The sequence below is a fragment of the Candidatus Amarolinea aalborgensis genome, from assembly GCF_900491745.1.
Taxonomy (GTDB): domain Bacteria; phylum Chloroflexota; class Anaerolineae; order SSC4; family Amarolineaceae; genus Amarolinea; species Amarolinea aalborgensis.
The window spans coordinates 19,480-32,951 of sequence record NZ_UETR01000035.1; the positions used below are offsets into that span (position 1 = coordinate 19,480).

The 13,472-nt window shown below is 60.1% G+C and carries 12 protein-coding genes and 2 pseudogenes; 12 read left to right on the plus strand and 2 right to left on the minus strand.

The genetic code is table 11. The features are described from left to right. Positions 1 to 5: 5 nt before the first annotated feature. From ACPQ6D_RS20625 to ACPQ6D_RS20680, 12 genes and pseudogenes are all read left to right on the plus strand, one after another. Positions 6 to 668, plus strand: a complete 663-nt coding sequence (locus ACPQ6D_RS20625) for a hypothetical protein (RefSeq protein ID WP_423226243.1) — start codon at positions 6 to 8, stop codon at positions 666 to 668. Between the two features lie 612 nt (positions 669 to 1,280). Further along, positions 1,281 to 2,828 (plus strand): IS21 family transposase, encoded by a 1,548-nt coding sequence (gene istA, locus ACPQ6D_RS20630; RefSeq protein WP_423224337.1) that lies wholly within the window; start codon positions 1,281 to 1,283, stop codon positions 2,826 to 2,828. Beyond that, positions 2,819 to 3,574 carry an IS21-like element helper ATPase IstB gene (istB, locus tag ACPQ6D_RS20635; RefSeq protein WP_423222637.1) on the plus strand — a complete coding sequence of 252 codons (756 nt, stop codon included), beginning with the start codon at positions 2,819 to 2,821 and terminating at the stop codon, positions 3,572 to 3,574. The genes istA and istB overlap by 10 nt, the downstream gene beginning before the upstream one ends. A gap of 441 nt (positions 3,575 to 4,015) precedes the next feature. After that, positions 4,016 to 4,303, plus strand: coding sequence for a hypothetical protein (locus tag ACPQ6D_RS20640; protein WP_423226244.1), 288 nt, complete (start codon positions 4,016 to 4,018; stop codon positions 4,301 to 4,303). A 137-nt stretch (positions 4,304 to 4,440) separates the two neighbouring features. After that, a complete protein-coding gene (locus ACPQ6D_RS20645; protein WP_423226245.1) occupies positions 4,441 to 5,349 on the plus strand; it encodes an RHS repeat-associated core domain-containing protein in 909 nt (302 codons plus the stop codon). A 720-nt stretch (positions 5,350 to 6,069) separates the two neighbouring features. Then, a pseudogene (locus ACPQ6D_RS20650) lies at positions 6,070 to 6,174 on the plus strand (RHS repeat-associated core domain-containing protein); the annotation flags it as partial. Positions 6,175 to 6,231: 57 nt separating this feature from the next. Next, the gene (locus ACPQ6D_RS20655; protein WP_423226249.1) at positions 6,232 to 6,936 is read left to right on the plus strand and encodes a hypothetical protein; all 705 of its coding nucleotides are present in this window, start codon (positions 6,232 to 6,234) and stop codon (positions 6,934 to 6,936) included. Positions 6,937 to 6,943: 7 nt separating this feature from the next. Next, a complete protein-coding gene (locus ACPQ6D_RS20660; RefSeq protein WP_423225703.1) occupies positions 6,944 to 7,285 on the plus strand; it encodes a hypothetical protein in 342 nt (113 codons plus the stop codon). A gap of 152 nt (positions 7,286 to 7,437) precedes the next feature. After that, a complete protein-coding gene (locus ACPQ6D_RS20665; RefSeq protein WP_423225702.1) occupies positions 7,438 to 7,620 on the plus strand; it encodes a hypothetical protein in 183 nt (60 codons plus the stop codon). After that, entirely contained in the window at positions 7,617 to 7,790 is a 174-nt protein-coding gene (locus ACPQ6D_RS20670) for a hypothetical protein (RefSeq protein WP_423225701.1), read from the plus strand. The genes ACPQ6D_RS20665 and ACPQ6D_RS20670 overlap by 4 nt, the downstream gene beginning before the upstream one ends. A gap of 39 nt (positions 7,791 to 7,829) precedes the next feature. Continuing rightward, positions 7,830 to 8,009, plus strand: a pseudogene (locus tag ACPQ6D_RS20675) (RHS repeat-associated core domain-containing protein); the annotation flags it as partial. A gap of 124 nt (positions 8,010 to 8,133) precedes the next feature. Beyond that, a complete protein-coding gene (locus tag ACPQ6D_RS20680; protein ID WP_423226246.1) occupies positions 8,134 to 12,285 on the plus strand; it encodes an Eco57I restriction-modification methylase domain-containing protein in 4,152 nt (1,383 codons plus the stop codon). 278 nt (positions 12,286 to 12,563) lie between these two features. On the opposite strand, the gene ACPQ6D_RS20685 is transcribed toward ACPQ6D_RS20680, so the two are convergent. Together ACPQ6D_RS20685 and ACPQ6D_RS20690 are read right to left on the minus strand one after the other, a co-directional pair. Then, positions 12,564 to 12,929, minus strand: a complete 366-nt coding sequence (locus ACPQ6D_RS20685; RefSeq protein ID WP_423226247.1) for a toxin-antitoxin system TumE family protein — start codon at positions 12,927 to 12,929, stop codon at positions 12,564 to 12,566. After that, a complete protein-coding gene (locus tag ACPQ6D_RS20690) occupies positions 12,926 to 13,198 on the minus strand; it encodes a hypothetical protein (RefSeq protein WP_423226248.1) in 273 nt (90 codons plus the stop codon). The genes ACPQ6D_RS20685 and ACPQ6D_RS20690 overlap by 4 nt, the downstream gene beginning before the upstream one ends. Positions 13,199 to 13,472 lie beyond the last annotated feature (274 nt).

Sequence of the window (13,472 nt, forward strand, 5' to 3'; positions counted from 1 at the left end):
ACGTTATGAGTAAATTTCTAGCGATTCTCCTATTAAGCATGATCTTGGCGGGTTGCTCCAGCATTGGTACGACACAACCCGACTGCGACGAGATGTCTGCCTTGCGCATCAAGATTTCTACGGTCATGACGCCGGAAAAATTCAAGATGTGGGTGGAAGAAACTTATCATCTACCTGCTGAAGGCGTCACACTGACGCCAATTACGCAACTACCGCAGTTGCGCGCAAGTATCGTGCGATGGCGCCAGAATGGCCTGTGGTACAGTGCAGGTTTCGAGGAAAGTATGATCACAAACATAGGTGTAACTGCCAAATGGCTCTCATCTGGAGATCTGATCGCATGTCTTGGAGAACCTATATATTATGCTGCCACCTATGGATTGACCGGCGAGGGGATGATGGAACTTGACTTCAATCTGCTGTTTCCAAATCAAGGCGTTATCGCTGGTGGAGCGAAGTTCTATCCCGCAAATACCGAACAACCGCCGCCGATCACAGATGATTTCCCTGTCAATTCCTTGATGTTCAGGCAACCAGGCTCGGCAGATGATCTGCTTCAGCGGCAATTCGGGCTGTACCCACAGGAAACCTACATCCAGATTGTGAAAAGCTACAAGCCGTGGTCAGGAGATTGGGACTCGATCAAAATAGAGCCCAAGATCCAGTAACAAGACTGCCACATCCGGGAAGTTAAAATTGCCTGTAGCTCTTTATGTCAATCAGGCATAGGACAGTTTGGTGGTAGAACTTGGTCTGCAATTCACGCAAGGAGAATTGCACGGTGTATCGTAGCAGGGGATTGCCGGGCGGGCACATGGGCGATCAAGCCGCATGCGGTGCAGCAGCCTGGCAGCAGCAACACCTACAGCTACGACTGCAATGGCAACATGACCGGGCGCGCGATTGGCGGCGTGGTGTACACCCTGACCTACGATGCCGAGAACCGGCTGACCGGCATCAGCGGCGGGGGCGTCACGGCCAGCTATACGTACGATGGCAGAGCCTGCCCTGAGCGCAGCCTGTCATTTCGCGTGGTAAAGTTGCCACCTGTTCGCGGGCATAGAGCGCCAGTGATTCGCGAGCATAGGGAGCCATGTGTTCGCAAGGATACGGAGCTATGCGTTCGCGAGCATATGGAGCCACCGATTCGCGGCCAATGACGCCGGTCGTTCGCGTGATGCGGCGCCACTAAGGCGAATCGAGAACTTGGTTTCTCCTTCTGAGACGGTGATAATTCCTTCTGTTTGCAAGCAGCTATTGCGGAACAGAAAGGAATGACGATGAGTGGAAGGAGAACGAACGTGTTAGATGTACGCGAAATCTTGCGTCGGCTGCGCGCTGGCGAAAGCGATCGTGCCACGGCCAAGGCGCTATCAGTTGGCCGGCATACGGTCAAGAAATATCGCGAATGGGCCGATAAGGCGGGATTGTTGGCGGGAGATCTTCCCCCGACAGACGAGATACACGCTCTTTTACAATCAACCATGCCAGACACCGGAACCTCTACAGTGGCTTCGACCATTGTTCCCTTTCAGGAAGTCATTCGGGAATGGCGAACACGGGGTTTGGAAATCCAAGTGATCTTCCAACGGCTGCAGGAACAGCACCAGTATCGTGGCACCTATTCGAGCGTCTGGCGCTTCGTGCGCCGTATGGAACCGGCGACGCCCGACGTGACGATCCGCATCGAAACGAAGCCAGGCGAAGAGGCCCAGGTCGACTTTGGCTATGCTGGGTTGATCCGCGACCCGCAAAGCGGGGAGATGCGCAAGGCCTGGGTGTTCGTCATGACGCTTTCTTGGAGCCGACACCAGTACGCCGAACTGGTCTTCGACCAGACCGTCGAGACCTGGCTGAAGCTGCACATCAATGCGTTTACCTACTTTGACGGCACGCCCCGCCGAGTCGTGTTGGACAATCTCAAGGCCGGGATTGTGCGAGCTTCTTTGGAAGATCCCGTCGTGCAGCGCAGCTACCGAGACCTTGCCGAACACTATGAGTTCCTGATTGCACCCAATCGGCCCCGGACGCCCCAGCATAAGGGCAAAGTGGAGAGCGGCGTTCACTACGTGAAGCGCAACTTCCTCGCCGGTCAAACCTTCACCGATCTGACCGAGGCCAATGTCAAGGCGCTGGCCTGGGTCGAGAAGATAGCCAGTCAACGGATTCATGGCACGACGAAAGCCAAACCGACGGACCGTTTCGAGGGGATCGAGAAGATGGCGTTGCAACCTCTACCTGCCACCCGCTACGATCTGGCGGTTTGGAAGCAAGTCCTGGTGCACCGCGACTGCTACGTCGTATTCGAAAAAGCCTACTATTCGGCGCCGTTTCGCTTGGTCGGCCAACAGGTCTGGGTGCGTGGCGGTCTGCAGTCCGTGCAGATCTTCAGCGAATACACCCTCGTGGCCACGCATCAACCGGCCAAGGCGCCAGGCGAACGGCTCACGAACCCGGACCATCTGCCGACTCACAAGGCCGCCGGTCTGCTCAACACCCGTGAAGCCTGCCAAAAACGCGCCGACGAGATCGGCATCCACACCGCCGATGTGGTCGCACGGCTGCTGGCCGAGCGTCCGCTTGACCGCTTGCGCATGGTGTGGCGCATCTTGCGCCTGGCCGAGGAGTTCGGCGCACCCCGGCTGGAACGAGCCTGTATGCGGGCGCTGCACTTCGAGGATTGCACGACTCGCACCATCCGCCAGATCCTGGAAAAGCGCCTGGACTTGGCTGCACTCCCCCCATTGGTTGTTGAACTGACGCCGCGGCGCTTCGGTCGCTCGGCCCACGAGCTCTTGCCCGGCCTGGGAGACATGTCATGGAACTAACGCACCAACTCAATACCCATCTCAAGCGGTTACGGTTGTCAGGCATCCTTGACACGCTGGAACTGCGCAACCAGCAGGCCATCCAGGACAAGCTCTCCTACGTCGAATTCCTGAACCGGCTCATTCAGGACGAAGTGGAGCGGCGGACCCAGAAGCAGCTCCAGTTGCGACTGCGCCGCGCCGCATTCCATAGCGACAGGACGCTGGAGGCCTTTGACTTTGGCTTCAACCCGACGATCAACCGTCAGCAGGTGCTTGACCTCGCCACCTGTGCCTACATCCAGCGACACCGCAACACCCTGATCTGTGGGCCGACCGGGGTAGGTAAAAGTCATCTGGCTCAAGCGTTGGGGCACGAAGCGTGTCGCCGCGGCCACGACGTTCTGTTCGTCAGCGCCCACAAGATGCTCGCTCATCTCAACGCCGGCCGCGCTGATGGAACCTACGACCGGCGTCTGCAGACCTATCTGCGGCCTGCGCTCTTGATTATCGACGATTTCGGCCTCAAGCCCATGCGTCCCCCAGCGCCGGAGGACATGTTTGACGTCATCCTCGAACGGTACGAACGGGGCTCGATCCTGATAACCAGCAATCGCGCACCGAGTGAATGGCCTGAGATCTTTCAAGACCCTTTGATCGCCTCGGCCGCCCTCGATCGCCTCGTGGACAACGCCCAGATCATGATCATCACGGGCGCCAGCTATCGCGCACGTGACCGCCACTTCCTGGCGGCGCACAAGGAGTGATACATGCTTTATTCAGCCAGGCCCAGGGCGCCGCCGGTGACACTGGTTCAGAGTGGCCCATCCAACTGGACACCTATCAGGCCAAAGATAACGAAAAGACGAGGTGGTCTGGTCGGCGACCTGACCCTCTCGCCTTCTCTGGGTGGGTAACTCCCATTTTAGGCAAGACAAGCACCATGTCAAGTCGAGCAGCTCACTTGATCGTCTGCGCCCGACACCGGGCGCACTCGTTAACAACGACTTTTAGATCACCATGAAACAACGCTCAAATTGAGCCGACACCGGCACCCGGATTGCAGTTTCGGGACTGCCCAAGTCGATCTCTAACAACTGGAGAAACCAGGTATTCTCGACGCTCTCCCTGGCTCCATATGCCCGCGAACGCGTGGCTCTCATACCCCGCGAGTTGACAACAGCCGAAGGGGCAACCGGGTCAAAGCGGTGATTGGCAGCAACACGACGGTGTACGTGGGGGCCATCTACGAACAGACGACCAGCGGAGGCAGCACGACGATCACGAAGTACTACCAGGCCGGCGGCCAGCGGATTGCGCTGCGGGTCAACGGGGTGGTGCGCTGGCTGGCGACCGATCACCCTTCGGCAAGCGTTCGGCTGAGCTCACGCCGAAGGCTCAGGGCAGGCCTGGGCAGCACGGCGGTGACGGCCAATGAGACGGGCGTGCGCATCGCCGAGCTGCGCTACAAGCCCCTTCGGCAAGCGTTCGGCTGAGCTCACGCCGAAGGCTCAGGGCAGGTCGTGGGGTGAGAATCGCTACAGCTTCGGCGCGACGCCGACGGCTCGACTGAGCGTTCGACTGAGCTCACGCCGAAGTCTCGCCGAAGTCGCCGCGGAGGTTCACCGGGCAGGTGCTGGACAGTGTGGCCGGCGGGCTGTATTTTTACAATGCGAGATACTACGACCCGGCGCTGGGGCGGTTCATCAGCGCGGACACGATCGTGCCGCAGCCGGGCAATCCGCAGAGCTTGAATCGGTACAGCTATGTCGGCAACAACCCTTTACGTTTCGTGGATCCGAGTGGGTTTGACCCCATAGATGCCGTCTGGGAGCAAGCTTTCTACGCCGCGCATGGTCATACGCCAACTGACCAAGATCGCCGAGATCGGTTCTTTTCGATCTTGTTTGCTGGCAGTGGCGCTAACGGTTCGTGGACAGATGAGGATTGGACAAGGTATCACGCCAATAGGAAAGGACTCTGGAATGGTAGGGACACCTGGAAGGGTGCTCCGGCTGCAGGTCTGGATCGCTTTGTCACTCATCTTCAGCAACTGGCCTCATATTACACACCCGGCGAGGAAGGATTATACGCCCAAGCCATTGGTTTTATTTGGGGAGGTGTACCACTTGGCCATGCCATCCCTGCAGCCTGGCAGATGGCAACTAACCCTGGCGCTGCATGGGCCCAATATGAACCTCTCTTCGAAGGCACTGCCAACTGGAGAGAATTCTTGGTTGATGACCCCAATCCAAGCCACCATTACGCAGGACTTTTTTACCTGGGGTATTTCTTTGGGCCAGCTGCTGGATACGCCAGCAATTGGCTTCGAGATGGCCCTCTCAGCGGATTGAGTAATCCCGATCTGAACTTGGGATATGTGGCGGTAAGCCACGGGTCCATGTTGTATGATGGAATCATCAGCATGGCAGAGGTTGGCTTGGCCGTGACCTATGCGGCCGATGGGCGATCCGGGCTTTGGGCGAGCAACTCGCCTGGTCTTCGTGTGCCATGGTACTACTTTCAGCCGTGGGCGAGGTAGCGCCATGCTGAATACCATATTGACCATCATGATGTGTTTATTTCTGTTGACGTTGAACGGTTGTGCATTGATATCGCCTAAACCGGCCCCTCCCCGAGAGACACCAACAACACCGCACGAACTGCAAGTACTGCCAAAAAAGGCGAATATTGGATGTACAGGGGATCCGAAGTTGGATCCAGGCGGGATTAGTATCTGGGAACTGCCCGGTGTCAAGCCTTCAGATCCAAACAGTGCATACATGGGTGACAGAGGTAAGCTGTTGGGGGTTCTGCCATGCTACAAAGAAGTTATCATTTGGGACTCTGCCTGGTCAGACACCGACCAAGAATTCTGGGCCTTTGTCAAATCGTCAGACTCTCTTGAAGGGTGGGTTCCTTTGAACCTGCTCGACTTAACACCGTAGCCCACTGTGTTAATGAGGGCTGGGACAAATTGATAGGTTCGACTTAGTGAAAACCAATGTCACGGGCGGCCAGCGCATTGCGGTGCGTGTCAACGGGGTGGTGCGCTGGCTGGCGACCGATCACCTGGGCAGCACGGCGTTGACGGCGGACGGCGCAACCGGCGCGCGCATCGCGGAGCTGCGCTACAAACCCTGGGGCGAGAGCCGCTACAGCTTCGGCGCGACGCCGACGGCTCGACTGAGCGTTCGACTGAGCTCACGCCGAAGTCTCGCCGAAGTCGCCGCGGAGGTTCACCGGGCAGGTGCTGGACAGTGTGGCCGGCGGGCTGTATTTTTACAATGCGAGATACTACGACCCGGCGCTGGGGCGGTTCATCAGCGCGGACACGATCGTGCCGCAGCCGGGGAATCCGCAGAGCTTGAATCGGTACAGCTATGCGGACAATAACGCTCTCAGGTTCACAGACCCTACGGGGATGTTCAGCGAAGACGAGATCGAGGCATACTTGCGCGCTCAGTATGGCGACCAATGGCAATCATACTGGGACGCCTGGCACTCTGACCAGGTGTTCTGGCAGATGCTGGAGTTGGCCGATTACGACGATGTGCTTTTCGCACCGACCACCTCTCTCACATCTGGGACATTTGTTCATGTCGGCAACACCTTTGGCTTTTCAGGCCAGCATGAGTTGTACGAATATCAAGGCTATGGGCCGTATCGCCTCACGAACGTTCAGGGAACGACCGATAAACTGAATGCACAAACGTCCGTTACGGCTCACCCTGTAGACCCTTCTTCACCAAGGTACCAGACCTGGGAGCAGCCATTGTACCGTTATGATGCGCAAGGCCCACACTATTCTGGGTATAACCGGAAAGTGACCTTCGGGTTTTCCGGTGCATACGCCAAACTTGATGCTGGCAGCGGTTTGCCTTGGGTAGGGACGTATGCGGCGCCTCGGCTATTGAATTTGTTATCGGCCAAATTAGGCACTAGCGCGATTTGTGGGCCACCTTGCATGTTGGGAATCGCGTTAGGATCGGCATTTGGTTTCGCTAATGGTGCGGTCGTTTTGCAATACGACATGCAAGTCAACCTGGCGGATAAGCGAACTTTCATTGGCGCTGATAACACCTGCTATCCACCTCCGTCAGATGAATCCTTCGACCTGTGGAAGTAGGTGCTACATGAAGACGAACAACCAAGATATGGATGACTCTGCTGTATCGGATGCGCACAATATGCAAAGCCGACACCAAACCTTGTTCTGGTGGGGCATCGTTACCGAAATGTTTTTCTCCGCCGCTTTTATGTTCGGGATCGTAGGGGCGGGTACAATTCTGCTTGTCATGTTCGTGGCGAAAAATCGGGTTGTACCTATCGAGATCCATGGAGCGTGGCTTGCGGCGTTAGGTCTTGTATGCCTTGGCCCATTATATGTTCTTCGCAAGCATATCAATCGGCGTATGAAAGAAACGCGGCATCATCGAGAGGGTGAAAATGGGTCGGAGCTAACGCATAACGATTAAGCATGACCAAAGACGTTTTCAATGTCAATCGATCTGAAATAATCACTCCGCCGTACCCAACTGTGGCAATGCCGACCAGACTGTGTCAATGAAGGTTGAGCCACTTTTGTGGCCGAATTTGGTGTACAATTCGGTATGACTGCAACGGCAACATGACCGGGCGCGCGATTGGCGGCGTGGTGTACACCCTGACCTACGATGCCGAGAACCGCCTGACCGGCATTAGCGGCGGGGGCGTCACGGCCAGCTATACGTACGACGGCGACGGCGGCCGGGTGAAGGCGGTGATTGGCAGCAGCACGACGGTGAACGTGGAGCCATCTACGAGCAGATGACCAGCGGGGGCAGCACGACGATCACAAAGTACTACCAGGCGGGCGGTCAGCGGGTGGCGCTGCGAGTCAATGGCGCGGTGCGCTGGCTGGCGACCGATCGCCTGGGCAGCACCGCGGTGACGGCCAACGAGACCGGCGCGCGCATCGCGGAGCTGCGCTACAAGCCGTGAGGCCAGAATCGCTACAGCTTCGGCGCGACGCCGACGCAGCGGCGCTTCACTGGGCAGGTGCTGGACAATGCGGCGGGCGGGTTGTATTTTTACAATGCGAGATACTACGATCCGGCGCTGGGGCGATTCCTGCAGCCGGATACGATGAAGGTGGACGGGTTTGTCAAGACAGGGGAATGGCCCCCATGGCACCTTAATTCCGGCCATTTCGCTGTCTAGTTTCTGCCGTCCACGATATGGAGACGTATCGGGCGACTGCAAGTCGCTGCAACAGGTTGTTGCACGAACGGAGTCATACCGGTATAATAGACGCGATCAAGCAGTGAAAGCGAAGTTGATCTCCATGACGGACTCCGCCAGCACACCACTAACCGCAGCGGACAGCCTGCCCCGGCTGCCTACGGCCAAGTCGCTCTTCTCCTTACACTACCTCCACACGCGCCTGCCGGAGCACGCCGAATGGGCCGCGGATTCTCTGCCGGTCTTTGAGACGGTGCGTGCATTGTGGGCGCGCGCACGCGCGTTGGGCGGGACGTGGAACGAGGCGCAGACCGAGCAGGAGTTCGTCAAGCCGGTGTTGGACGCGCTGGGGTGGAGCTACATCGTCCAGGTGAAGGCGCAGCGCCGCGGCGGCAGCCTGACGCGGCCCGACTACGCCCTTTTCGCCAGCCAGGTCCTGGCCGACGAGGCTTACCCGCACCAACGAACGGACGATGCCTTCTACGGCCGCGCCACGGCGATCGCGGAGGCCAAGTATTGGGGCCGGCCGCTCAGCCAGCAGGACAGTTCAGGCCGCAACACCTGGAAGGCCGGGAGCAACCCCAGCCATCAGATGGTCAGCTACCTGGTGGGCACGCGCTGCCCCTGGGGCATCCTCACCAACGGCCGCACCTGGCGCCTCTACAGCCGGGAGGTCAGCAGCACCGCCAGCGAGTTCTACGAGGTGGATCTGGGGCTGATCTTCGACGCCATGCCTCACCCCACTCCCCTGGCCCCTCTCCCCTCTCCTGAGCTGCACTACGCTCAGGAGAGGGGAGAGGGGTGGCCGCAGGCCGGGGTGAGGGGTGAGGTCCTGGCCGACTTCAAGCGCTGGTGGCTCATCTTCCGCCGCGACGCCTTCCTGCCGGACGCCCGCGGCCGCTCGTTTTTGCAGCAGGTGCGCGAAGGCTCGGCTACGTACGCCAGGCGCGTCAGCGACAAGCTGAAGGAACTGGTCTTCGACGAGGTGATGCCGGAGATCGCCAACGGCTTCGTTGCGTACCGGCGCGAACAGATGGGCATCCGCGAGGAGACCGACGAGAGCCTGCGGCAGATCTACGCGGCCGGGCTGAGCCTGCTCTACAAGCTGTTATTCGTGCTCTACGCCGAGGCGCGCGACCTGCTGCCCATGCGCAGCCCCACTTACCGCGAGCAGAGTCTGACCAGTCTGGCGGAATGGGCGGCTGAGCGGGCTGACCGCGGCCTGCCGTTGAGCGACGCGACCTTCGCCACGCCGCGCTATGAAGCGCTGCTGGCCCTCTTCCGGCGCATTGACCGCGGCGACCCCAGCCTGGGCCTGCCGCGCTACGACGGTGGGCTGTTCCACGCCGCCACGGCCGAGAATCAGTTCCTGGAACGCCACAAGCTGAGCGACCGCGTGATCGCGCGCGCGGTGGACATCATGGTGCGCGACGCGGGCGAACCGGTGGACTACGCCTACCTCAGCGTGCGCAACCTGGGGACGATCTACGAAGGGCTGCTGGAGAACAAGCTGGTCCTCACCTCACCCCCAACCCCCTCTCCTCTCCCGATTACGGGAGAGGAGAGGGGAGGCAGGGGTGAGGTCTCGCTCGTCAACGACAAGGGCGAGCGCAAGCTGACCGGCTCGTTCTACACGCCCGACTTCATTGTCGAGTACATCGTCAGCCAGACCCTCGACCCGATCCTGGATGAGCGCGCGGCGCGCTTCGCCGCGGCCATGGACCGCCTCGCGACGCTGCGCCGTAACCTGCGCCAGGCGCTGGACAAAGGGGCCAATCAGCGCCTGCAGGCCGGGCTGGCGGACGCCGAACGCGCCGCGGCCGAAGCGTTTCTCGGGATCAAAGTCTGCGACAGCGCGATGGGCAGCGGCCATTTCCTGGTCAACACGGTGGATCACCTGACCGACGGCATCATCCGGCGCATGCAGGTTTACCACGACACCCATCCCGATGCGCCCTGGGACTGGAACCCCGTGCAGCGGCTGATCGAGCGCATGCGGCGGGAGATCCTGGAGGAAATGGCGCGCCAGGGCATCACGATCGCGGCGGCGCGACTGGATGACACCGCGCTGCTGACCCGGCTGGTCATGAAGCGCTGCATCTACGGCGTGGACCTCAACCCATTGGCCGTGGAGCTGGCGAAGCTGAGCCTGTGGCTGCACACCTTCACGGTCGGCGCGCCGCTCAGCTTCCTGGATCATCACCTGCGTTGGGGCAACTCGGTGATCGGCGCGGACGTGCGCACGGTGGAACGCGCCATGCGCGTGACGGACGCGGGCCAGTTCGCGTTGTTCCAGGGACCGTTCGCCGGCCTGCTCGACCTGACCGCGGTGATGATCGAGGTCGCCGAGCGCGCCGATGCCACGCTCGCCGATGTGCAGCAGAGCGCCGAGGCGTACGCCGCGTTCCAGCGCCAGCTGCTCCCGTACAAACAGGCGCTCGATCTGTGGGTCAGCCAGTGGTTCGACGAAGGACGAAAGACGAAGGGTCAGCACCCGGCCGTCGAGTTCATGACCATGCACAGCGGCGATGTCCTGCCGGCGCTGCGCGGGGAGATCGTGGTAGGCGAGCGGTACCAGGGGGCCATCGCTCGCGCCCGCGAGTTGTGGGAGCGTCAGCGCTTCTTCCACTGGGATTTGGAATTTCCCGAAGTCTTCATTGACCTGGCCGGCCGCGACTGGGCCGCGGACGGCGGCTTCGACGCCATGATCGGCAACCCGCCGTACGTGCGGCAGGAGCAGGTGAGCGCGACCAAGCGGTACTTGGCGGCGGCCCATGCGCCGGTGTACGACGCAGCGGCTGACCTGTATGTCTACTTTTACCACCGCGGCGGCGAGATGCTGCGCCGCGGCGGACGGCTGGCCTATATCGTCAGCAACAAGTGGCTGCGCGCCGGTTATGGCGAACCGCTGCGGCGGTACCTTGCCGGGCAAACCGTGGTGGAGCGGATTGTTGACTTCGGCCACGCGCCGATCTTCCCCGACGCCGATACCTTCCCGTGTATCGCGGTGCTGCGCAAGCCCGATATCGGGCCGGCCGCACCCGCCGAGACGGAGGTGTGCGCGTTCCCGCGTGAAGAGCTAGGCCGCAGCGATCTGATCGCCTACGTGGCCCGTCACAGCCATCGCGTACCGACCAGCCGATTCAGCGCCGCGCCGTGGAGCCTGGAGCCGCCAGAAGTGGACGCGTTGATGATGAAAATACGGCGCGCTGGTGTACCGCTGCTTGAATTCATCGGCGGCAAACCGTATCGCGGTATTCTGACTGGCCTGAATGAGATCTTCTTAATTGATACGCCAACGCGTGATCGGCTGATCGCGGCTGATCTGATCGGCGATAAAATGATCGTGCCCTACCTGCGCGGGCAAGATATCAAACGCTGGCATCCTGAATGGGCCAACCTCTGGATGATTCTGCTCAAATCGAGCGAGAACTACGAGTGGCCCTGGAGCAGGTCAGGCGAATCGGCGGAGACTGTCTTTGCTCGCACGTTTCCTTCTCTATACGCTTACTTGAAACCGCACGAAGACGCGCTGCGCAAGCGGCAGGATCAAGGACGCTTCTGGTGGGAGTTACGGTCGTGCGACTACTACTCAGCGTTCGAGCGTCCCAAGATCATCCATACCGATATTGCCTGGCGAGCGCAGTTTGCGTACTCCGACAAGCCGGTTTTCCTGGTCAACACAGCTTATGTCTGGCCGACCAGCGATCTTTATCTGTTGGCGGTTGTCAATTCGCCCTTGATGTGGGCCTACATGTGGCGTAACGCCATGCACGGCAAGGACGAAGTCCTCCGCCTGATCTATTCCTTTACCGAGTCGTTGCCTATCGCACAGCCGAATGACCCGATACGCGCTGAGATTGAACCGGCGGTCCAACGGCTCATAATTCTGAAGCAACAGAACCAGGCAGCGATGAGTGAAGTGCTGGCGTGGCTGGCAGCCGAGTTCGGCGTGACGACGCCGGGCCAGGTATTGGAAGCGTTCGCTGAATCAGACGAAGCATCCTTCATCCAGCAGGTGCGCGCTCGCCGTCCGAAGGGGGAGTCTCGCCTCAGCCCTGCGGCCGTAGGCGAGCTTACGCGTGTCTACCGACAGTATGTGCCGCCGCCGCGCGCCGGGGCCGCCGAGAGCGTGCGGCTTGAGAGCCGGCTGGCGGAATTGGTCAACACGGCGTACGGCCTGACGCCGGATGAGGTCGCGCTGCTGTGGCGCACTGCGCCGCCGCGCATGCCGGTTTCACGGGCGGCGGGCTGAGGGCAAGTGGCTGACCGTTTGCCGCGGCGAGCACGCGCAGCGCACGGCCGAGATCGTGCGGCTGGAGACGCAGCTCAACCGCCGGGTGTATGACCTGTTCGACCTGACCCCGACCGAGGTCAAGATCATCGAAGAGAGCACGAAGTACCGGTATGGGGAAGTCTGAACGTTCGCGCGGGGTTCGACCGATTGATTGACCAGGCGGTCTACAGGCTCTACAGATTGACCGACGATGCGCTGCGCACGGCGCGAGTTGAGGGAGAGACGGTAGCTCCCATTCAGGGCAGGGTGAAGCGTGTTCGCACGAAATCCATGAACTGGCGGAAGCCGGTCAGGAGATCGGCGCTGAAGGGCGCGGCCTCGACGTCATTCTGCGAGCCGTTGTGGAAGTGGCGGGGGTAGGTAGACACGTTGCGCCAGGCGGTATTGGGGAAGTTATCGTAGCGGTAAAAGGTGTTGTCCAGGTGCCGGCGCTCCCAATGAAGGCCGAACCGATCCGGCAAGGTGCGCGAAAGCCAGATGTCCACCATGCTGCCATCGCTCAGGAATAAGCGTAGTTTCTCGCTGAGCGGTTGGCTGTCTACCACCAGATCGCCGTACTCCAGTTCAGCGATGCGGCGCAGTTCGGAAAACGTCACGATCATAGCTGCCCCACCATGTCCAGGAGGACATGGCGCTGGTCTTCCAGGTAATCGAACCGGAAGTAGTCTTCGAAGGCTTCGGGTTCGTGGAAACGGCCCACCTGGACAGCCTGATCCAGTTCGGCAACGGTTCGCACGCCGTAGCGGTGGGCCAGCGTGAATAGCTCACTCTCAACGAGTCGTAGCTTGCGTTCCAGATAGAGCCGCAGGCTATCTCGTTCGAGTTGGGCCGGCGTCGTATTGAGGCGAGTGGCGACTTGTTCGAGTATCATCGGATGACCCTCCCATTTCTCGCCTGTATTGTACCTGACCGGTGCCGGTGCGTCAAAGACAGGCTCAAAAGTAGATGGAGGCGCGCAAGCCGATGTTTCATCTCCGGCCAGCGGACGGCGCCATCGGAGCGCACGCCGCAGCCGTTCAAATGTGCTATCAGGATTTTTCAGTTCTGGCCACAACCATCGCTCGTCGGGTGGGGATCCCACTCCCATAGTCTCTGCCTCGCGACGCGCCTCTGCAATGTAGGCTCATATGGCCTATTTGACCTGA